Here is a 19,766-nt window from a genome sequence, read left to right as displayed (position 1 = left end):
CGCCCTTCAGGGCTGGGGTGAGCCGCTGAAAACATAAAATATCTTGCATTAGTTTTATCGTTTTGGTATACTGTTTTTCATGAAATATAAATCGAATAGGAATGTTGTCTATTCCTGTAAATATCATGTTGTCTGGTGTCCTAAGTACAGGCGTAAGGTTCTGGTTGGTGAGATAGAAACGAGATTGAAGGAACTGATATATAGTATTGCTGAAGGCATCAGCGCAGACATTCTGGAATTGGAGATTATGCCCGACCACGTCCATTTGCTGATTGAGGTAGACCCGCAATATGGGATTAATAGAGCGGTGCGCCACATCAAGGGCGTTTCCTCTCATACATTGCGAAGTGAATTTCCATCGTTGAAATCACGTCTCCCTACGCTCTGGACAAATTCCTACTTCGTATCAACGGTTGGTGGGGCGCCGTTGGCAGTTATTAAGCAGTATATCGAGAATCAGAAAAACGTCTGAAACGGTGGTGAATGTGCGTGGAGTGCGCGTATAAGTTTCGTCTCTATCCCAATAAGGCACAAGAAGACTTGATACAGCGCACATTTGGCTGTGTACGATACGTCTATAACTACTTCCTTGCGGAGCGCAAAGAAGCGTATGAGAAGACGGGCAAAGCCCCATCACGCTTCCAACAGGACAAATCTCTCACAGTTCTTAAGCAGGGTCTGGACTGGCTCAGAGAACCTGATAAATGTTCCCTGCAAAACGCTCTTAAAGACCTGGATAATGCCTATAAGAATTTTTTTCGGCGTGTAAAACAGGGCGTAAAACCCTGCGGCTACCCGAAATTTAAGCGAAAGCACGATAACCACAGGTCTTATCGCACGAACAGCAATATCAAGGTTCTGGACAGCGCTGTTCAGCTTCCCAAGCTCGGTCTTGTGAAGTGCCGTGTACATCGCATACCCCTCGGGCATATCCTTTCTGCTGTCATCTCTCAAAATCCGGCAGGGGAATATTACGTCTCGCTGTGCTGCTCTGATGTGCCCTCTCGCTCTTTGCCTGCGACACACGGTGCCCTCGGCGTGGATTTAGGCGTGAAGGAGCTGGCGGTCACCAGCAATGGAGAGAAGTACCAAAATCCGCAGTATCTGAAGAAAACGGAAAAGCGGCTGAAACGTGCGATGCGGAGGCTGACTCGAAAAACAAAGGGCAGCAAAAACCGCGACAAAGCACGAGTGCGAGTGGCAAAACTCCACCAAAAGATTGCCAACCAGCGTCGCGACACAATGCAGAAGACAACGACCGAACTCATCAAAAACAACGCCATTATCTGCGTTGAGAATCTGAACGTCAAGGGTATGATGAAAAATCATCGTCTCGCTCTCGCTGTTGCTGATGCGTCCTTCTTCGAATTGAAACGGGAACTGCGGTATAAGGCGGCTTGGTATGGGCGGCGTATCGTGGAGATAGACTCGTTTTACCCCTCCAGCCAGTTGTGTTCCTTCTGCGGGTACCAGAACGCAGAGGTGAAAGATTTGTCCGTCAGGGAATGGACTTGTCCAAGGTGTGGAACGCACCACAACAGAGATGTCAATGCCGCTAAAAATATTCTGATAGAGGGCTGTCGCCTCCTGTCGGTAGTATAAAATTTGAGCTGGTAGGGCGGGACGCGCCCAAACCGGAGTTGCAGAACTCCTACGCCTGTGGAGATTGTGTAAGACCTTTCAACTGCGAAAGGCTGTGGTCTGCGAAGCAGGAAGCCCCAGGCTTTAGCCGTGGGGAGCTGTCACGTGCAGTGAGGAGGCATGAAAGATGTTGTTTGGATTGATTGCCGTGATGCTCCTGGCTGCGGCGAGCGCTTTTCTTTCCCTGTCGGAGATATCGCTGGCGGCTTCGAGCCGGGTTAAGCTGCGGCCGCTTGCGGAGAAGGGCAGCCTCCAGGCCGCAAGGGTCCTGTCGTTTCAGGACCAGCCGGGGCTCTTTTTCACGACGGTGCAGATCGGGCTGAACTTCGTGGCGATCCTGGCGGGCATCGTGGGGGACGCATCCTTTGCGCCCCTGATCCTGGAGCGCCTTCCCGAAGCCATCCCCGGTCCCGTTCGTGCCCAGATCGCCTCAGCGCTCCCCTTCTTTGGGGTCACGATCTTCTTCGTCGTGTTCGCGGACCAGATCCCGAAGCGCATCGCCATGGCCATTCCGGAGGGGACCTCGGTCAGGACGATCGACGGCATGAGGCGTCTCATCTTCTTCTGCGGCCCGATCGCCCGTATGCTCAACGCCGTGAGTAGCGCCATCTACAGCTTGATGGGCTTCCCGGAGAAGAGGAAGGACGACATCACCTCCGACGACCTCTACGCCATGGTGGAGGCGGGAACGGTGGCCGGGGTGCTCCGCAAGCAGGAAAAGGACCTGATCGGCAACGTCTTTGAACTGGACGTGCGCACGGTTCCGTCCGCCATGACCGCAAGGGAGAGCATCGTCTACTTCGACCTGCACGAGGACGAGATCAGCATCAAGGACAAGATTGCCCAGGAGGCCCACTCCACCTACCTGGTGTGCGATAAGGACATCGATCACATCATCGGCTACGTGGACTCAAAGGAGCTCCTGGAGCGCGTCATCAAGGGACAGCGTCTGGCCCTTGATGACGGGCTTGAGATTCGTCCGCCGCTCATCCTTCCCGACACGCTGACGCTGGCGGAGGCGATGGACCACTTCAAGGGAAGGGGGGAGACCCTGGCCGTCGTGCTGAACGAGTACGCGCTCGTCGTGGGGATCATCACGCTGCAGGACATCATGCTGATGCTGATGGGGCGGCTCGTCGGGGAGGAGGAGCAGATCACGAAGCGGGACGATACGTCGTGGCTGCTGGAAGGGGCCACCCCCATCGAGGACGTCAAACACGTCCTGAGGCTCGACGCCTTTCCCGATGAGGAGAACTACGAGACGATCGGCGGCTTTATGACGTACATGCTTCGGCGCATCCCGCACCGCATGGACTTCGTCACCTACGGAGGGCATAAGTTTGAGGTCATGGACCTGGAGAGCTACCGAATCGGACAGATCCTGGTGACGCGTCTGTCGGTCGGTGCGCCGAATGGAGCGGAGGGCGCAGACGCGACACCCCCGCAATCGGGCGCCGCTCCCGCAGGGAATGCGGACGAAGGGGAGAAGTGATCGGGCTTCGCCGCGAAACAGCGGGAGGAGAATGCGGGCGGGCTTCCGTTTTCAGGCTGCGCTCTGCACAGTGCGTCAGCGAAGGTAGAGGACGGGGTTCACGGGCTTGCCGTTGACGCGGACCTCGAAGTGGAGGTGGTTCGTCGTGGCGCGCCCCGTGCGTCCGACGTTGGCGATGATCTGACCCTCTTGCAGTTTCTGGCCGACCTTTACGGTGACCTTCTGGCAGTGCGCGTAGAGCGTCTGAAGCCCGTTGCCGTGGTTGACGAGGACGAAGTTTCCGTACCCGCTGTAGCACGGCGTTTTGTTGGTTCCCGTCCGGGCGACGACGCCGTCCTTCGCCACGCGGATGACGGTGCCGGCCGGCATGGGGATGTCGATTCCATCGTGCTTCCTTGAGCCGCGCTTTCCGAACCCGGAGCTGACCGCGCCGTTGACAGGCCAAAGCATCTTTTTGCCTCGGAGGCCGACGGAGGGATGGGCGTCCTCGGAGGGGGGCGTCTCCGGAAACGTGGGGAACAGGAACGAGCGGTTCAGGTCCGCCATGGATGGCGTCCTGGGCGCTGCACTCTTGGGCAGGCGCACGATGGCGACCGAATCGCCTGAGATCACAAGCCTCATGGGGCCGGTGCCCGAGTCGCCGTCCGGCGAGAGGAGGAGGAGCGGGGCGGCCTTCGCCTGCTTTTTCCCGCTTCCGTCCTTGCCGTCGGCGTTTTTGTCCTTCGTCACCTTGCCCGTCGCCGGAGTCTCGCGCTTGCCGTCCTGTGCCGGGCGCCCTGCGACGGCGTCCTTGAGGCTTGGCGGTGCGGGGGCCTTGTTGGGGGCGCCCTGCGGGGCGACTGGAGACGTTTTGCCGCCTTCGGGGGGTGGAGCGGGCTTTGTGCCCGTTGCCTGGGGGGCGGGCGGCGTGGGCCTGAGCGAGGCCGAGACGGGAGGGACGCCGCTGGCCCCCCGCGCCCGCTCCGCGACTGCGGCGGACGTCGTCTTGACCAGCGCTTTCGGCTGCCAAGCGCCCTGGTGCTGCCACAGGGACAACACGTCCGTCCTGGATTTCGGAAGGTAGAGCACCTTCCCTGGAGCGAGGTCGCTCACCGTGCAGTTGTTCGCCCACAGGACGTCGGCTGAGGACAGGTCGTGGAGGAGGCAGAACTTGTCGAGGCTCTCGAGGCCTCCTGCGACGTCGTCGGAGAGGGTCAGGCTCTCCCACCTGGCCGCGCAGGCCTCCCTGACGCAGCAGGTCAGGAGTACCAGCAGCGCGGCTGCGGCGTACAGCGCCCCTGCGAGGAAGAGCCCTCGTTTTCTTTTTCGATTGGTGGACATTTCAAAACCGCCCCTCTATGCCGTTTCATTTCAGTGGAGCTCATTATTGCAGAAAAAAATGGATTTGGGGAGGCGGTTTTTTCGTAGAGGCGAAAGTTTTCCCCCTTGTACAAAACCCAAAAACGCCCGTCTCCCGCGCAGCGCGGGAGGCCGTGCACTGTGGTGTGCTCCACGCAGTTTGACGGAGGGGCGCGCTCATATTAAAATGGGCTGTAAAGAGTATGGAAGGCGTGCGTGCTCTTTGGACGGAGGCGAGAGACAGGACAATGAAGATCTCCCTGGATCAGACAGCGTGCATAGGCTGTGGGCTCTGCGTACAGATCAGCCCCGAAAATTTCGCCCTGGACGAGGGGAAGGGGACGGCAAAGGTCGTCAAGGCGGAGACGGAGGATGAATCTGCAAGGGAGGCTGAATCCAGCTGCCCCGTCGGTTGCATTCGGGTTGAATAACGGTTATAATTTCAAGATACGGGCCTATAGCTCAAGTGGTTAGAGCCACCGGCTCATAACCGGAAGGTTCCTGGTTCGAGCCCAGGTGGGCCCACCATGACGAAATATCCGGCAAAACGTCCGGTCTATGACAACCCCCGCCGCGAGGCGGGGTTTCGTCGTTCAGAAAGGAGCGTCGAGGGGAGGACGGGCCGCGCTTGAGGACGGAGGCGGTGGGGGCCGATTTCGCGAGCTCCTTTCGCTTCAAGTCGCTTCAAGGCGGCACTTCGGGCCCTGCGGCTGTAAATTTAAGGAAGCGCTGATTAATCTTCAAAAGTTGTTGAGAGCAATCAAGGAGCATCAAACAAGGGGTATCCTTCAGCGCTTCCCTGAAATTTTAAAATGGGGCTACGCCCCAATCCCCACGCGCTTCGCGCGGCCTGGTGAAGTTTCAGGCACTGAAGGGAGTCTATGCGGTTGACAGTTCTCAACGACTTAATCAGTGTTTCCTTAATAGGGGAGTGACAGGCGATGAAAGTTCGCGATCTGCTGCAACGGGTGGACCGTGTCGCGCCGTTCAGCCTGGCTGAGGAGTGGGACAACGTGGGCTTGATGGTCGGGGATCTGGACGCGGAGGTCAGCCGCGTCGGCATAGCCCTTGACCCCGTCGGCGAGGCGGTCGCGGCGGCAGCGGAGCAGGGGTGTCAGGCGCTCCTGTGCCATCATCCGCTCCTGTTTCGCCCCTTGAAGAAGCTGGACCTCAACTCCGACCCCGGGCGCGCCGTGCGGGAGGCGATCAAGCGCGACGTGGCCGTCCTGGCGGCGCACACGAACTGGGACTGCGCGGAAGGGGGCGTCAGCTGGGAGCTGGCCGGCCGCCTGGGCCTGATGGGGATAACGCCCCTCGACCTGAACACGGGACTGGGGGCGAAGGGCCACCTCCCGGAGGCGGAGGCGCTCGACCGCTTCATCGAGAGGGTCAGGGAGGCGTGGAATTTGACCCGCCTCGACTGTTACGCGCCTGCAAACTGTAGTATACTGCACGTGGCCCTCTGCGGCGGTGCGGGCGCGGAGTTCTGGCCTGCCGCCGGGGCCTGGGGCGCGGATATCTACCTCACGGCGGACGTCAAGTATCACGAGTTGATGGACGCGACCCGCGCAGGACTGGCCGTCGCCGTCGCGGACCATGGGGAGATGGAGTGCGTCTCCCTCCCGGAGCTGGCCCGACGGATCGGCGCGGGGGGCGGCATCGAGACGGTGTTGATCGACGTGAGGGGATTGAGCGCCCCCATTCGCTTATAAAATGCTGGAGTCGGACAAACGCTGATTGAATCAGGTAGCCCGTCCCCGATCGGGTAGAGGGCCGGCCGCACGTGTACGGACAGGAACGAAAGGATTGGTCTGTTTTGAAGAAGCGGGTTTTCAGCGCGATGAGGCCCACGGGGCCTCTGCACCTGGGACACATGGCCGGGGCGTTGAGCAATTTTGTCAAACTGCAGCAGGACGAGCAGTACGATTGCTTTTACAGTTTGGCGGACTGGCACGCCCTGATGTCCAATTACGCTGAATCGGCGGAGACGGGGGAGTACTGCTACACGGCCCTGCTGGACTGGCTGGCGGTGGGGCTGGACCCGGAGAAGAGCCCGATCTTTGTCCAGTCGCACGTGCCGCAGCACGCGGAACTGGCTCTGGCCCTGGGGATGATCACCCCCCTGGGCTGGCTCTACCGCAACCCCACGTATAAGGAGCAGATCGACAACATCAAGAACAAGGACCTGAGCACCTACGCCTTTCTGGGCTATCCCGTACTGATGGCGGCGGATATCCTGCTATACAGGGCGAGCCTCGTGCCGGTGGGGGAGGACCAGAGCGCGCACCTGGAGTTGAGCAGGGAGACGGTGCGGCGCTTCAACAACTTCTTCGGAGAGGGGCTGCTGGTGGAGCCTCAGCCGCTCTTCACGGCGACGCCCAAGGTTCCGGGCATCGACGGGCGAAAGATGAGCAAGTCCTACGGCAACGCCTTGCAGATATCGGAGTCGGCGGAGTCCATGTGGCAAAAGCTTCGGGGCATGGTGACGGACCCCGCGCGCATCAAGAGGACGGATCCGGGGAACCCGGACATCTGCCCCGTGTGGGACCTCCACAAGGTCTTCAACCCCGACGATGAGGAGAAAAAAGAGATCGCCGAGGGCTGCCGCACGGCGGGGATCGGCTGCGTCGACTGCAAGAAGCGGCTGAACGCGCACATTCAGGAGATGATGGCCCCGGTGCGCGAGCGCCGCGCCCGCTATGAGGGGAACAGAAAGCTCCTGGACGATATCCTGACCGATGGGGCGCGCCGCGCCGAGGCCGTCGCGCGGGAGACGATGGGGTCGATCTATCCCGCCATGGGGCTGCTGGTGAACCCCGCAAGGTAGCCCGGCAGGGGAATGCCTATGGAGGCTTTTGACATCTCCGTCGAGGGGTTCTCCGGCCCCCTGGACCTCCTTTGCAGCCTCGTGGAGAGCCGGCAGATGGAGGCGTCCCGCATCAAAGTGCGGCAGCTGGTGCGCATCTACGGGGTGTACTTGGCGCGCACGAAGCGCGCTTCCGTCGAGACGATCGCGGAGTTCTTCTACATGGCGGCGGGGCTCATCCTCTCCAAGACCCGCTCCCTCCTGCCCGGCGCGGAGCCCGGGCCGGAGGAGGAGGTCGAGGTCGACGAGGAGGCCCTTATGGAGACCCTGGTCCGCTACCGCCCCTACCGTGTGGCGTCCCACTGGCTGTGGGGGCGGCTTGAGGAGCAGTCGCGCTGCTTCAGGCGACCCGCTCAGGGCGCGGCGGAGGACGGAGGAGGGGAGGCTTTGGACCTCGAATACGACATTGGGGACCTCTACTTCCTGGCCCGCGTCTGGTGGGGGGTCTTTGAACGCCACGACCGTGAACGGAGCCGCGAGCGGGAACGCCTGCTGGAGGAGGAGGCCGCCGACTGGGACGGGTTCGCCGAGGCGGCGCCGGACGAGGCGTTGATCGAGGACCGAATCGCGGAGCTGGACGGTCGGCTGGCGCGGGAGGGGACACTCTTCCTGAGCGCCCTGTGCCGCGCCGCGCACTCGGTCAAGCTGCTGGTGGTCACGCTCCTGGCGCTCCTTGAGATGTGCCGCATGGGCAGGGTGCGCATAGAGCAGGAGGAGCTCTTCGCCGATGTCAAGGTCCTTGCCGGGTCGGCAGCCTGAGGCCGGGGAGGGCCTCTCCGTGCTGGCGGCCCAGATCGAGGCCGTCCTCTTCCTGGCGTCCTCGCCCGTGTCCGAGGCAGAGCTGAGAGGGGTCTTCGAGGTGTCCGGCGCGGAGCTGGCGCGGGCCATCGAGGAGCTGGGCGAACACTTGAAGAGCGGGCACGGGCTGGTTTTGAAGGCCATGGCCGGAGGGTGGGTCCTGGGGACGAACCCCCACTTCGCGGAGGTCCTGTCGCGCTTTCGGGACACCGCCCAGAGGGGCCGCGTCCGCCTGAGCCGCGCGGCGGTTGAGACGGCCGCGATCATCGCCTACAACCAGCCGGTCACGCGGAGCGAGGTCGAGGAGCTGCGCGGCGGCTTCCGCTCCGAGCGGGTCATCGAGACGCTCCTGGGCCACGAGCTCATCCGCATCGCGGGGCGCAAGAAGGCCAGCGGTTCCCCCCTGCTCTACAGGACCACGCCGAGGTTCCTCGAGGTCTTCGGCCTGGAGGCGATCGCGGACCTGCCGAGCCTGGAGGAGCTGGGCGAACTGGGCGCGGGGCCCCTGGACGACGACGGACGGGGTGGGGAGGACGACGTGAGGGATGGAGGTGAGAGGGACGAGGCTTAACGCATTTCTCGCCGCCTGCGGCGTCGCCTCGCGCCGGCGGGCGGAGGAAGTTATCCGCGCCGGGCGCGTGCGGGTGGGGGACAGGATCGTCCTGGCTCCCTTCTTTCAGGTCGATCCCGAGGTGGACGAGGTGACCTGCGACGGCCGAACCCTGAAGGCGACGGAGCCCGTGTACGTGGTCATGAACAAGCCGGGGGGCGTGGTGTGCGCCGTAAGCGACAAGTACGACCCCGTGGTGGTCGATCTGCTCCCGGAGGCCGTGAAGTCGCGCCGGGTCTATCCCGCGGGGCGGCTGGACCGGGAGAGCGAGGGGCTTCTGATCCTCACGAACGACGGCGCCCTCACCCAGGAGGTCATGCACCCCTCGAAGGGGCTCCACAAGGAGTACGAGGCGCTCCTGAACGTCCCCATCAACGAGCGCCAGCTTGCGCGATGGCGCGGGGGATTTGAGATCGAGGGGCGGAGGGCCGTCCCGATCTCCGTGACCCTCATGGACCGGGAGCCAGAGGGGCGGTGGGTGTCCGTTGTCATCGGCGAGGGGCTCAAGCGGGAGGTTCGCGTGATGGCGAACCTGGCGGGCTTTTCGGTGGAGCGCCTGGTCCGGAGGCGGCTTGGAAAGATGGTCCTTGAGAAACTTCGTCCGGGTGAGTTTGTGGATTTGTCTTTTTCCGAACTGTACACTAAAATATTCGAGGGTGGAGTAGTATAACCTGCATGCAAGGGGGACGAGTTCGTGAGTGAGGTAGACGAACGTTCAAAGGAACTGATCAAGACGCGCATTATCAGCAAGCTGAAGGACATCAAGTCCTTCCCCCAGTTTGTGTTGGAGACGCTGCGTAAGCTGAACGATCCCACAAGCAACGCGTCGGACGTCGCTCAGAGCCTGTCCAGGGATGAGGGGCTGGTGCTGAGGGTGCTGAAGCTGGCCAACTCGGCCGCTTACGGCATGACCCGCAACATCTCCAACATCTCGGAGGCGATCGCTCTTCTGGGGTACAAGAGCGTCAGCAACATCGTCCTTGCCGCAACGGTCTACTCCGTTATGGACAAGGGCCTGTCGGGCTACGCGCTGGACAGGGGCGAGCTGTGGCGCCATTCCCTGACGGTGGCCTATGCGTCGCGCTACATCGCCCAGGTGACGGGCAAGGTGCAGACCGAGGACGCCTACGTCGGCGGCCTCCTTCACGACATCGGCAAGGTGGTGCTGAACGACTACGTCCGCTTTGGCTACGGGCTCATCGTGAAGATGGTCGAGGAGGAACACATCCCGTTCCCCGAGGCGGAGTTTCGCGTGCTGGGGTTCGATCACGCCATGGTGGGCGCCCTTCTGACCGAGCGCTGGGACCTGCCCGAGGCGTATCAGATGGCGGTGGCCTATCACCACAAGCCCAACGAGCTTCCGGAGGACAAGCTGCAGTACCAGCCGATCCTGGACGTCGTCAGCGTGGCGAACTCCATCTGCCTGATGTTGGGGATCGGGCTTGGGGCGGACGGACTTCAGACCTACATGTTCCCGGAGCCCCTGGAGCGCCTGGGGATAACGAACTTCGAGGACCTGATGGCGGACCTGGTGGACTTCGCGGGACGCATCGCCCAGGAGATGGTGGACATGAAGGGCCTGTAGGGAGGACGCCCCTTGACCTACGTCCTGACGATCGACGGTCCGGCGGGCGCCGGCAAGAGCTCCACGGCGCGGAGGCTGGCCCGTCGCCTCGGCGTTCGCTACCTCGATACCGGCGCCATCTACCGCGCTGTGGCGCTCCTGCTTGACGAGGCGGGGATTCAACCCTCCGAGGAGGACGCGGTCCGGCGGGCGCTGGCCGACGCCCGCGTCGAGCTGCGCGACGAGGGGGTTCTGCTCAACGGGCTGGACGTCAGCCGAAAGATACGCACGCCGCGCATCGACCGGGTCGTCTCGGCCTATTCAGCCTTGCCCTGCGTGCGTTCTGCACTTCTGGGCCTGCAGCGAGATCAGGCGAAGTACGGCTCCCTGGTGGTGGAGGGGCGCGACGCGGGAAGCGTGGTCTTCCCCGATGCGCCCTTGAAGTTTTTTCTGACGGCCTCGCCCGAGGCGCGCGCCAGGCGCCGCTGTCTCGAGCGGGAGGCGAAGGGGGAGGACGTCTCCTACGAGGAGACGCTTTCGGCGATCCGGGAGCGGGATCGCTTCGACAGCAGCCGGGAGACGGCTCCCCTGAGGCGGCCGGAGGGGGCCGTCCTGCTGGATACGTCGGACATGAGCGAGGACGAAGTGGTGGAATGCTTCGAGGGCCTTGTCCGCGATGCCGTGCGAAGGGGGGACGTGGAGGAGTGAAGCCGAACCCGGTTTTTTATGCGATCGTCAGCGGTCTGCTCCGCATGGCGCTTCGGGTGTACAACCGGTGCTCCGTGCGCTGGGAGGAGCCGTTGGACCCCGACGAGAGGATGATCGTCGCCTGCAACCACACGAGCAACCTGGACCCTGTGGTCGTGGGGTGTTTTTTCAAGCGGCAGCTGCGCTACTTCGCCAAGGAGGAGCTGTTTCGGTCCTGGTTTTTGGGTACCGTCATCCGCGCCCTTGGCGCCGTGCCCGTCTCCCGTTCGGACAACGCCTCGGCGGCGGGTGCCCTGCGGGGGTTCATGAAGCTCTACCGGGACGGCAGCGACGTCCTGATCTTTCCGGAGGGCGGCCGTTCCCCGGACGGCAGGCTGAAGCCTCTCGAAGGCGGCGTGGCCCTGATCGCCGCCCACGAGAGGGCGCCCATTCTGCCGGTATTCATCCACGGCGCCTATGAGGCCATGCCGACCGGCGCGCATTTCATCAAGCCCCACAAGATCACGATAACGTTTGCGAAGCCGCTGCGCTTCCCGGATGAGGTCTACTCCGGAAAGGACGGGAGGGACGTCATCATGCAGCGGCTGACGGACGTCATGAAGTCGCTTGAGTCGCAGGCGTCCTGAGCGCTCTGAGAGCCGGAGCGGCGCCGTCGTGGCGGCCCTCTCGCTCCCGGATCAGAGGGAGGGTCCGGAGGAACGCCTTGCGGAGCTCTCCCTTCTCCTTACGTCCCTGGGCATCGAGACGCTTGGCTCCGCGGCCCAGGGCAGGGGTGAGCCAAGCCCCGCGACCCTGGTGGGGCGCGGCAAGGCGGAGGAGCTGAGGCTCTTCTGCAGCTCCCTGCGGGCGCGCTACCTCGTGTTCGACGAGGCCCTCTCCCCCGTGCAGAGGGCCAACCTGGAGGCCCTGACGAAGGTGACGGTGTGGGATCGTCCCTTCGTCATCATGAAGATCTTCGAGCGGCGCGCGTTGACGGCGGAGGCGCGCCTCCAGGTCCAGATGGCCATGGCGCGCTACGAGATCCCGCACCTGAAGGGGCTGGGGCTGCAGATGTCCAGGACCGGAGGGGGCATCGGGACCCGTGGTCCCGGCGAGACGGAGTTCGAGCGCCACCGCCGACGGCTGGAGCGCCAGGTGCGCGACATGGCGAAAAAGCTGGAGAACGTCCGCAGACAGCGGCGTCTCGTGCGGGACAGGCGCCGCAAGCGCGGGCTCCCCACCGTCTCGCTGGTGGGGTACACGAACAGCGGCAAATCGACCCTCCTGCGCGCCCTTTCGGGCGACGGGACCATCGTCGCGCAGGACCGCCTCTTCTCCACCCTGGACACGTCGGTGCGCCGCATCCCGCTGCCGGGGGGCGGCGCCTTTCTCCTGTCGGACACGGTGGGCTTCATCCGCAGCCTTCCGCCGGAGCTGGTGGCGGCGTTCCGCGCCACACTCGAGGAAATTCAGGAGGCGGAGCTCCTTCTGCTGGTCCTGGATGCGTCCGACGCCAGGGCGATGGAGACCTGTCAGGTCATCTTCGACACCCTCCTGGCGATTCGCTGTCATGAGCTGCCCCGCTTTCTGGTGCTCAACAAGCTGGACGCGGTTCAGCGGACGGAGGCGGAGGTGCTGGCGGCGGCGCTGGAGAACGCGGGGGAGAACGTCGTGAGGGTGAGCGCCCTTCGCGGCGATGGGCTCTTGGAATTGCGGCAGGAGATCGAGCGCTTCCTGACGGAGAGGAACCCCTGGTTCACCCGTCCCTCCGGCCTCTAGGGGGCGCCGCGGCCGTGACAGACGTTTGGGGAGGGCTTTCATGTTCTTGAGCATGACCGGATTTGGGCGCGCCTCGCGGGATTTCCCCTGGGGATCGGTGACGTTTGAGCTGACGTCGGTGAATCATCGGTATCAGGATTTTTCGACGCGGCTCCCCAGGGAGTTTGCGTCCATGGAGTGGCGTTTCCTCTCCATCCTGCGCGCCGGACTGAACCGCGGGAAGGTCCGCCTCTCCGCGGAGGTCGCCTGGGCTCCGGGGGTTCGCACGCCGACGCTGGATGAGGAGGGGTTGCTCCAGTTCTTCCGACGGGTTCAGTCCCTAGCCCGCGGGCAGGGGCTGACGGCCCCCGCGGACCTGACGCCGTTCCTCGTCCTGCCGGGGATCTGCGAGCTGGGCGGTGCGGCCGCCGCCGAAGTTCAGGAGGCTCCTGAGGTTTGGGACGACCTGCTGCGCGCCGCGCTGGATTCCCTCATGGAGATGAAGCGGACGGAGGGGGAGAAGATGCGCTCCGTCGTTGCCGGGGACCTGGAGGCCTTCGAGGACATCGTCCGAGGCCTTGAGGAGCGCTGGCGGACCGCCGCTGCGGCGGCCCTGGAGTCCCTGAGGGCGAGGATAGAGCGTGTGGCGGAGCACTTTGAGCTTGAGGTGGATGAGGCACGGGTCGCTCAGGAGATATCCCTTCTCTCCGACCGGTGGGACGTCTCCGAGGAGCTGGCTCGCCTGGCGGCCCACGTCGAGCGGTTTCAGGAGACGATGGACGGAGGGGGGCTGGCGGGGCGTCGGCTGGACTTCCTGATCCAGGAGATGAACCGGGAGGTCAACACGATGGGCTCCAAGGTGGCGGACGCGGAGTTCCGCTGGGGGGTCGTCGAGGCGAAGTCCTGCCTCGAACGCATCCGTGAGCAGATTCAAAACGTCGAGTAGGGGGGCTGGGCATGAGGCGGGGGAGGCTGTTCATCCTGTCCGGGCCGAGCGGCGTCGGCAAGGGAACGCTTCGCGAGCGCGCCCTGAAGGACGTGGAGGGCCTGATCTACTCCATTTCCTGCACGACCCGCAGCCCGCGACCGGGGGAGCGGGACGGCGTCGAGTATCGCTTCGTCTCCGAGGCGGACTTCAAACGAAGGGTGCAGGAGGGGCTGTTCCTGGAGCACGCCCGCGTACACGACGCGTGTTACGGGACGCTGCGCGCGGACGTGGAGCGCGAGCTGGACGCGGGGAACGACGTGCTGCTTGAGATCGACGTCCAGGGTGCGAAGCAGGTCCGCAGCCGCCTGCCGGACGCGATCTCCATCTTCGTGGCGCCCCCCTCCCTGGAGGAGCTGGAGCGGCGCCTGCGGAATCGCCAGACGGAGAGCGACGATGAGCTGAGGCACCGCCTGGCGAACGCCGAGATGGAGATGGAGCAGGAGGGAACTTACGACCGGATTCTGGTCAACGACGACCTCGACGACGCCTCGGCCGAGCTGCGGAGGTTGATCCTGAGCTATCGGGAGTGAACGACGACGGCGATCTCCCCGGAGGGGGACGCAGCCCCATGCTGAAATTCGGGGAAGCGCCGAAGGACCCCCCGGTTTGACGTTCCTCGATGGCTTTCCACAACGTTTTAGGGTGAATCGGCGCTTGGCGCTTTTTATTTATGAAGGTATATGAAGGGGACCTTTCCCCGGAACGTGGAGTGAGAAGATGAAGTTCTACGACCTTGAGGGCCTGGCAAAGAAGTGTGGGACGGACAACAAGTACGAGATCACGGCGAGCATTGCGGCGAGGGCGCGCTGGCTTGGCGAACACAAGACCATCGAGAACGATTTGATGACGAACGAGCGCTACCTCTCCATGGCGCTTCTGGAGGTGGAGAAGGGGAACGGCATCCCCGCGCCGGGGGACCCGTCGATCCTGTCACAGCCGGCCGAGCAATGACCTCCTGGAAGAGGGGCCGGAGGGTGCTGCTCGGCGTCACGGGGGGCATCGCCGCCTACAAGATCCCGGAGCTGGTGCGGCGCCTGCGGAGGGAGGGCTGCGAGGTGGAGGTCGTCATGACGCGCGCCGCGGAGCACTTCGTCAGCCCTCTCGTGCTTGCCACCCTCTCCGGCCGGCGCGTCTGGCGTCAGGAGGACCTCTTGTCGGAGGAGCGGGGTGCCTCCATCCCCCACATCCGCCTGGCGGAGTGGGCGGAGGCCGTGGCCGTCGCCCCCTGCACGGCGGACGCGGCGTCGGACCTGGCGTACGGTCGTGGGGAGGGGCTGCTGGCCGCGACGCTTCTGGCTGCCGAGGCGCCCGTGCTGGTCTTCCCGGCCATGAACGCTCACATGTACGGGAACGTTGCGGTGCAGGAGAACCTCTCGACCCTGGCCCGGCGTGGGGTGCGGGTGGTCGAGCCTTCGGCAGGAGCCCTCGCCTGCGGGGAGGAGGGGCCCGGACGGATGCCCGAACCCGTCGAGATCGCGGAGGAGGTCTTCCGCGCGCTGGCCCCAGTCCACGACCTTCAGGGCGTTCACGTCCTGGTCACCGCCGGGCCGACCCACGAATACCTGGACCCGGTACGCTACATTTCCAACCCCAGCACGGGGCGCATGGGCTTGGCTATGGCCCGCGCCGCCTGGCATCGGGGCGCGGAGGTTCGGGTGATCCTGGGCCCCGTTGACCCGGCGCCCTGTTCCCTGTATGGGCTTGAGGTGACGCGCGTCGTGTCCGCCCTTGAGATGAGGGATGCGGTCATGGCAAACCTCGATTGGGCCAGGGTGATCGTCAAGGCTGCGGCCGTGGGGGATTACCGCGCAAGGGAGCGGAAGCCGCACAAGATGAAGCGCGAGGGGCGCGAGGCGCTGTCCCTCGACCTGGTGCAGAACCCCGACATCGCGGCGGAGGTGGGGGCGAAGAAGAGGCCGGCTCAAATCCTGATCGGCTTTGCGGCGGAGACGGACGACGTCCGAAGGAACGCCCGCGCCAAGATGGAGCGCAAGGGGCTGAACTTCATCCTGGCCAACGACGTCCTGGCGCCCGGCAGCGGCTTTGCCTCGGAGACGAACGCGCTGCGCCTGATCGCTCCGGACGATGAGGAGCTCCTGTCCGGGAGGAAGGAGGACGTCGCCGACGCCGTCTGGAGCTCTCTGGCGGGGCGGCTGCAGCTTTAAAAGTGTCCTCGCAGCTCATCGAGGTCGTCGTCCCCGGGCCATGGTGGAACGCCCTGACCTACGAGGCGCCCTTTGTGCCCGAACCCGGCTCCCGCGTCAGGGTCCCGGTGGGGCGGGGGGAGCGCATCGGGTTCGTGGCGGGCCCCGCGCGCGAGAGGCCGAAGGCTGCGCTGCGCAGCGTCCATGAGGTGCTGGACGAGAGGGGGCCTCTGGGCGCCGAGCTGTGGGAGCTGATGTGCTGGGTGGGACGGACCTTCCTCTGCGGGACGGGCATGGTCTTGAAGACGGCCTGCCCCGCAAAGTTTTTGGAAGGGGCCACGCTCGACAGCCCCTTCGGCGGAGAACGGAAGGGGGGCGCCGAAAGGAGCGCCTTTTGCGAGGAGCACTGCTTTATCCCGTGGGATGAGGAACGCGCGGCCTTTTACCGGGCCGCGCTGGAACGGCCGTGCCGGACGCTGGTCCTCTTCTCCGAGGCGGCGACGGCGCGGCGTTTCTTTGCGTCGCTCCCGGCCCATCTGAAGGCCGAAGCCGTGCTCTGGCCCTCCTCCGGAGGAAAGAAGCTCTGGGACGCCTGGAGGGAGGTCCGATCAGGCAACGCGCGCATCGTGGTGGCGCCTCCCGGGGGGGTCTACGCCCCGATGGCCCCCGGACAGGTCGTGGTGGACGATGAGGCGAGCCCCGCCTACGTCCCCCAGCGGGCCCCCCGCGTCTCGGCCCGAAGCATCGCAGGGCGGCGCGCGTCCCTGCTGGGTGCGCGCCTGATCTTGGGCGGTCGTATGCCGTCGTCCAAGACCTTCCTGCGCGCTCACCCCGCCTGCGAGGTCCTGCCGGACCGCGACCGGATGGTCTTCGCGGACGTCCGGCGCTCCCTGAAGGGGAGGGAGCGGGGCGTGGAGGGGGACCTGCCCCTGACCGTCTCACTCCTGGCCCGAACGCGGAGGGAACTGGGGCGGGGGCGGCACGTCCTCTGGATGCTGGACCGCAGGGGGGAGGCGGCTGAGGTCTTCTGCGTGGAGTGCGGGCACTCGCCCCGCTGCCCCCGCTGCGGCGGCGTGATGCGCAGCGAGTCCTCGGGGCAGGCGCTGCGCTGCATTCGCTGCGGCCGGAGGGAGGCCCTTCCCGAACGCTGTCCGGACTGCGGAGGAGGCCTCTGGTCGGGCCGGCGTCCTGGGCTTGAGGCGCTGGCCTCCATGGCCGGCAGGCTGATGCCGGAGTGTCCCGTCCTCCTTCATGAGGAGGGGAGGATCAGGGCTCCGGAGGTCCCGTCCCTCCTTCTGGGGACCCGGGGCGCGCTGGCGCTCTGCGACCGGCTGGACGTGGGGCTTGCCGCGTGGCTGGACCTGGACGCGGAACTGCGCCGGCCGGAGTATAGCGCGCGGTTTCAGGCGTTCAGCATGGTGTGGGAGTCCTACTGGCGCGGCCGCCGCGGCGGGGATGAGGCCGCAGGGCGGACGGTGCTGATCCAGGGCCGTCGCTTCGGCGCGGAGTGGCGCGCGATCCTCTCCGGAGGCTGGGAGCGCTTCTGGCGCAGTGAACTGGCGCTTCGCTCGGAGCTGGCTCTGCCGCCCGTCGGGCTGATGATCCAGATCGACCTGCCGGAGGGGGAGGACCGTGCCGAGGCCCTCCGTGCCCTGGAGGACGCGGGGCTCTTCGTCATGGATCCGGGGGAGCCCGGCTCTCCGCTGTGGGTGAACGCCTCGTCCCCGGAGCCCGTCGCGCGGGCCCTGGCGCCGCGCTTTGCCATCGGACGTTCAAGGTTGCGCTTCCCCTCGGTGACCGTCTGGGCGGAGTGACGGCGCCGGGCGGCAGCGGAGGGCTGCGGGGGGTGGACTTGAAAATTCGGCTGACCGGAGAGGGACGCATTGACTTTTCGACCGCATCTATCGCATCTATTTTTTGATCCTGGAAAAAGTTGCCCGCCCCCTTTTATAAAGGGTGCATCTCGTGTATAATGTCCCTCGTGTTCGCTTTGCGGAGACGTGGCCGAGTGGTCGAAGGCGGGCGCTTGGAGAGCGTCTGAGCAGCAATGCTCCTAGAGTTCGAATCTCTACGTCTCCGCCATTTTTTTATCCCCATCGAGGACCGAAACCTAAAGCCCCCGCTTCAAGGCGGGGGCTTTTGTTATGCAAATTCTTATGCAGTTTTGGGGGCACCTGAGGGTGCCCTCCGGCCTTTTTCTGCCGTCATGAACGGCTCATACCAAATCGCGTCTAGTGTGGATTGCCTCCCCTGAAAGGGGAGGTGCCGAACGAAGTGAGGCGGAGGGGTTCGGCCAGACGACCGGCCTCACGCAAGCCGATCTTTCGGGAGGATTGCGGCGGCCGGTTGGTCGGCTGAGGGCGAAGGAAGTCCGGGGGACTTCCACAGCTCAGTCAGACGACACGACTTACGGACGCCGACAGGCGGTCGGCGTCGTGTCGGTCGGCTGTGCCGAAGCAAGGCAATTGATTGCCTTGTGGAGGCGTTGACGGGGAATGTCAGACAGGCGCGTCTTATGAAAAACACCCCCCCAGCCCCTTACGGGGCAGCCCCCCTTGCAGGGGGGCCTTCCTTGCTCTTCTTTAAACGCGAATTGGTATCACGTCATGATGGGGCGCTGGCGCTCCTCGTGCCGCGGGTCCGGCGCGGGGAGCAGCGCCTCGTAGAGCGATGAGGCCCGAAACTCCATCCGTGCGGCGAAGCGCCCGACGGGGTCCCGCGCTGCGGCCAGGCGCGTGATGAGGGGCAGGGAGGATGAGGCGGCGCGCAGGCGGAGGAGGGCCCGCCCCGTCTCGTTTGCGCCGAGGACCCGCGCGTAGGGCACGCCCACCCGAGCCGCGGCCTGCCACGACCAACGGTCGACGCCGGCCAGCAGGCGCAGGGCCGTCCGCCGGATTCGGGCCCGCGTGTAGCGTCCGGACGCGCACCGGGCCATGAAGTCCTCCATGCCGGCCGAGTCCGCCCTCCGCTTCAGGAAGAGGTTCTCCATCCCCTCGTCCATCCCGTCAAAGCCTCTGAGGTCCTCCGGCCCGCTGCGGATGAGAATGGCCTGCAGCATGGGCCACAGGCCCTCGCCCGACGCGCAGAGGCGTCCCTCCTCCTTCGCCTGGCGGAGGAGGGACAGGGAGGTTCGCGGCACGGCGGAGGCTACCGGTCCCCCATCTTCCATGGAGGTTTTTCCCCGGCGAAGCGCCGCGCGGATGGCGAGGCTGCTGGTCAGCGGGCCGGGGGCCGCGTCTCCGTGTCCCGCCCCCAGCCGCTGGATGGGGAGGGGCGTCAGGGAGCCGCCGAGCTCCTGAACGCGCAGCAGGTAGGAGACCGCCAGCAGGTTGTTGGGGGAGGAGAGGAACACTCCGCTGCCCGGCAGGAGGGATTCCAGCGCCCCGGCGGCGGCCCTGGCGTAGGAAGCGCCGCGGAACAACTCATCCTTCAGGCGTTGCTTGAAAGAGGCGGGTTCGTGGATTAGAATGTCGAGGATTGGGCTCACGTCGCGCGTGGAATCCTCCATGCCGAAGGCGATGTGCGTCGCAAGGCGCGTCCGCACCAGGAGGTCCACGGCGCCCGCGCTGAAGAACGGCGCGGCGCTGACCGCGAAGACGAAGGGCAACTCGATCACCAGGTCCGCGCCGCAGGCGAGCGCCATCCTCGTCCGGGTCCACTTGTCGACGACGGCAGGTTCGCCGCGCTGCGTGAAGTTGGACGACAGCACCGCGACGCAGGGCGCGTCGCCGCAGCGCGCAAGGGCTGCGGCCAGGTGCAGGCGGTGCCCGTTGTGCAGCGGATTGTACTCGGCGACGATGCCGACGGCTGGACCTGTGATGTCTTTCATGGTATAAGTATAAACGATAATCCTTAAGGATCGCGTTTTTTCGGGGCGTCT

20 protein-coding genes and 2 tRNA genes are annotated in these 19,766 nt (G+C 64.7%); 20 read left to right on the top strand and 2 right to left on the bottom strand.

Features of this window, described 5'->3' with window-relative positions; all coding sequences use genetic code 11:
- Nucleotides 1-79: 79 nt before the first annotated feature.
- From tnpA to ACK28C_RS11285, 3 genes are all read left to right on the top strand, one after another.
- Nucleotides 80-472 carry an IS200/IS605 family transposase gene (tnpA, locus tag ACK28C_RS11295; protein ID WP_208873137.1) on the top strand — a complete coding sequence of 131 codons (393 nt, stop codon included), beginning with the start codon at nucleotides 80-82 and terminating at the stop codon, nucleotides 470-472.
- Between the two features lie 17 nt (nucleotides 473-489).
- Nucleotides 490-1,602, top strand: coding sequence for an IS200/IS605 family element RNA-guided endonuclease TnpB (gene tnpB / locus ACK28C_RS11290; protein WP_208873139.1), 1,113 nt, complete (start codon nucleotides 490-492; stop codon nucleotides 1,600-1,602).
- Between the two features lie 166 nt (nucleotides 1,603-1,768).
- On the top strand, nucleotides 1,769-3,133 hold the full coding sequence (locus ACK28C_RS11285; RefSeq protein ID WP_409152189.1) for a hemolysin family protein: 1,365 nt from the start codon (nucleotides 1,769-1,771) through the stop codon (nucleotides 3,131-3,133).
- Between the two features lie 75 nt (nucleotides 3,134-3,208).
- Here ACK28C_RS11285 and ACK28C_RS11280 read toward each other — a convergent pair whose 3' ends face one another.
- The gene (locus tag ACK28C_RS11280; protein WP_015556558.1) at nucleotides 3,209-4,453 is read right to left on the bottom strand and encodes a M23 family metallopeptidase; all 1,245 of its coding nucleotides are present in this window, start codon (nucleotides 4,451-4,453) and stop codon (nucleotides 3,209-3,211) included.
- A 221-nt stretch (nucleotides 4,454-4,674) separates the two neighbouring features.
- Between ACK28C_RS11280 and ACK28C_RS11275 the strand changes: the two genes are divergently transcribed.
- The 17 genes from ACK28C_RS11275 (at nucleotide 4,675) to ACK28C_RS11195 (ending at nucleotide 17,968) form a co-directional block, all read left to right on the top strand.
- The gene (locus tag ACK28C_RS11275; protein ID WP_409152188.1) at nucleotides 4,675-4,902 is read left to right on the top strand and encodes a ferredoxin; all 228 of its coding nucleotides are present in this window, start codon (nucleotides 4,675-4,677) and stop codon (nucleotides 4,900-4,902) included.
- 20 nt (nucleotides 4,903-4,922) lie between these two features.
- Nucleotides 4,923-4,999: transfer RNA gene (locus tag ACK28C_RS11270), tRNA-Ile, on the top strand.
- Nucleotides 5,000-5,412: 413 nt separating this feature from the next.
- On the top strand, nucleotides 5,413-6,183 hold the full coding sequence (locus ACK28C_RS11265; protein ID WP_015556560.1) for a Nif3-like dinuclear metal center hexameric protein: 771 nt from the start codon (nucleotides 5,413-5,415) through the stop codon (nucleotides 6,181-6,183).
- 104 nt (nucleotides 6,184-6,287) lie between these two features.
- A complete protein-coding gene (gene trpS, locus ACK28C_RS11260) occupies nucleotides 6,288-7,298 on the top strand; it encodes a tryptophan--tRNA ligase (RefSeq protein WP_208873146.1) in 1,011 nt (336 codons plus the stop codon).
- Between the two features lie 18 nt (nucleotides 7,299-7,316).
- Nucleotides 7,317-8,096: a ScpA family protein gene (locus ACK28C_RS11255; protein ID WP_015556561.1), complete on the top strand. Its 780-nt coding sequence runs from the start codon at nucleotides 7,317-7,319 to the stop codon at nucleotides 8,094-8,096.
- On the top strand, nucleotides 8,065-8,706 hold the full coding sequence (gene scpB, locus ACK28C_RS11250) for an SMC-Scp complex subunit ScpB (RefSeq protein ID WP_015556562.1): 642 nt from the start codon (nucleotides 8,065-8,067) through the stop codon (nucleotides 8,704-8,706). The genes ACK28C_RS11255 and scpB overlap by 32 nt, the downstream gene beginning before the upstream one ends.
- The gene (locus ACK28C_RS11245; protein ID WP_015556563.1) at nucleotides 8,681-9,415 is read left to right on the top strand and encodes a pseudouridine synthase; all 735 of its coding nucleotides are present in this window, start codon (nucleotides 8,681-8,683) and stop codon (nucleotides 9,413-9,415) included. Before scpB ends, ACK28C_RS11245 begins: the two co-directional genes overlap by 26 nt.
- Nucleotides 9,416-9,439: 24 nt before the next feature.
- Nucleotides 9,440-10,330: an HDOD domain-containing protein gene (locus tag ACK28C_RS11240; RefSeq protein WP_208873149.1), complete on the top strand. Its 891-nt coding sequence runs from the start codon at nucleotides 9,440-9,442 to the stop codon at nucleotides 10,328-10,330.
- A gap of 12 nt (nucleotides 10,331-10,342) precedes the next feature.
- A complete protein-coding gene (cmk, locus tag ACK28C_RS11235) occupies nucleotides 10,343-11,017 on the top strand; it encodes a (d)CMP kinase (RefSeq protein ID WP_409152187.1) in 675 nt (224 codons plus the stop codon).
- On the top strand, nucleotides 11,014-11,643 hold the full coding sequence (locus ACK28C_RS11230; protein WP_409152186.1) for a lysophospholipid acyltransferase family protein: 630 nt from the start codon (nucleotides 11,014-11,016) through the stop codon (nucleotides 11,641-11,643). Before cmk ends, ACK28C_RS11230 begins: the two co-directional genes overlap by 4 nt.
- Complete coding sequence (gene hflX / locus ACK28C_RS11225; protein ID WP_409152185.1) at nucleotides 11,624-12,775, top strand: GTPase HflX; 1,152 nt, start codon at nucleotides 11,624-11,626, stop codon at nucleotides 12,773-12,775. Before ACK28C_RS11230 ends, hflX begins: the two co-directional genes overlap by 20 nt.
- Nucleotides 12,776-12,815: 40 nt before the next feature.
- Entirely contained in the window at nucleotides 12,816-13,700 is an 885-nt protein-coding gene (locus tag ACK28C_RS11220) for a YicC/YloC family endoribonuclease (protein WP_015556564.1), read from the top strand.
- Nucleotides 13,701-13,711: 11 nt separating this feature from the next.
- Nucleotides 13,712-14,272, top strand: a complete 561-nt coding sequence (gene gmk, locus ACK28C_RS11215; protein ID WP_015556565.1) for a guanylate kinase — start codon at nucleotides 13,712-13,714, stop codon at nucleotides 14,270-14,272.
- A gap of 187 nt (nucleotides 14,273-14,459) precedes the next feature.
- A complete protein-coding gene (locus ACK28C_RS11210) occupies nucleotides 14,460-14,693 on the top strand; it encodes a DNA-directed RNA polymerase subunit omega (RefSeq protein WP_015556566.1) in 234 nt (77 codons plus the stop codon).
- A 23-nt stretch (nucleotides 14,694-14,716) separates the two neighbouring features.
- A complete protein-coding gene (gene coaBC, locus ACK28C_RS11205) occupies nucleotides 14,717-15,907 on the top strand; it encodes a bifunctional phosphopantothenoylcysteine decarboxylase/phosphopantothenate--cysteine ligase CoaBC (protein ID WP_243440611.1) in 1,191 nt (396 codons plus the stop codon).
- Nucleotides 15,908-15,909: 2 nt separating this feature from the next.
- Nucleotides 15,910-17,700: a hypothetical protein gene (locus ACK28C_RS11200; RefSeq protein ID WP_208873161.1), complete on the top strand. Its 1,791-nt coding sequence runs from the start codon at nucleotides 15,910-15,912 to the stop codon at nucleotides 17,698-17,700.
- Nucleotides 17,701-17,880: 180 nt separating this feature from the next.
- A tRNA-Ser gene (locus ACK28C_RS11195) sits at nucleotides 17,881-17,968 on the top strand.
- A gap of 517 nt (nucleotides 17,969-18,485) precedes the next feature.
- Here the strand turns inward: ACK28C_RS11195 and ACK28C_RS11190 are convergent.
- Nucleotides 18,486-19,715, bottom strand: a complete 1,230-nt coding sequence (locus ACK28C_RS11190; protein ID WP_015556567.1) for a nucleotidyltransferase family protein — start codon at nucleotides 19,713-19,715, stop codon at nucleotides 18,486-18,488.
- Nucleotides 19,716-19,766: the final 51 nt, after the last annotated feature.

Origin of the sequence: Fretibacterium fastidiosum (assembly GCF_964642095.1) — a bacterium.
Classification (GTDB): domain Bacteria; phylum Synergistota; class Synergistia; order Synergistales; family Aminobacteriaceae; genus Fretibacterium; species Fretibacterium fastidiosum.
This window is presented reverse-complemented; position numbering and strand designations above follow the sequence as displayed.

Coding starts and splice junctions, on each gene's coding strand:
- tnpA (WP_208873137.1), top strand. CDS start 80: ATGAAATATAAATCGAATAGGAATGTTGTCTATTCCTGTAAATATCAT.
- ACK28C_RS11285 (WP_409152189.1), top strand. CDS start 1,769: ATGTTGTTTGGATTGATTGCCGTGATGCTCCTGGCTGCGGCGAGCGCT.
- ACK28C_RS11280 (WP_015556558.1), bottom strand. CDS start 4,453: ATGTCCACCAATCGAAAAAGAAAACGAGGGCTCTTCCTCGCAGGGGCG.
- ACK28C_RS11275 (WP_409152188.1), top strand. CDS start 4,675: ATGGAAGGCGTGCGTGCTCTTTGGACGGAGGCGAGAGACAGGACAATG.
- ACK28C_RS11265 (WP_015556560.1), top strand. CDS start 5,413: ATGAAAGTTCGCGATCTGCTGCAACGGGTGGACCGTGTCGCGCCGTTC.
- ACK28C_RS11255 (WP_015556561.1), top strand. CDS start 7,317: ATGGAGGCTTTTGACATCTCCGTCGAGGGGTTCTCCGGCCCCCTGGAC.
- scpB (WP_015556562.1), top strand. CDS start 8,065: ATGTCAAGGTCCTTGCCGGGTCGGCAGCCTGAGGCCGGGGAGGGCCTC.
- ACK28C_RS11245 (WP_015556563.1), top strand. CDS start 8,681: ATGGAGGTGAGAGGGACGAGGCTTAACGCATTTCTCGCCGCCTGCGGC.
- ACK28C_RS11220 (WP_015556564.1), top strand. CDS start 12,816: ATGTTCTTGAGCATGACCGGATTTGGGCGCGCCTCGCGGGATTTCCCC.
- gmk (WP_015556565.1), top strand. CDS start 13,712: ATGAGGCGGGGGAGGCTGTTCATCCTGTCCGGGCCGAGCGGCGTCGGC.
- ACK28C_RS11210 (WP_015556566.1), top strand. CDS start 14,460: ATGAAGTTCTACGACCTTGAGGGCCTGGCAAAGAAGTGTGGGACGGAC.
- ACK28C_RS11190 (WP_015556567.1), bottom strand. CDS start 19,715: ATGAAAGACATCACAGGTCCAGCCGTCGGCATCGTCGCCGAGTACAAT.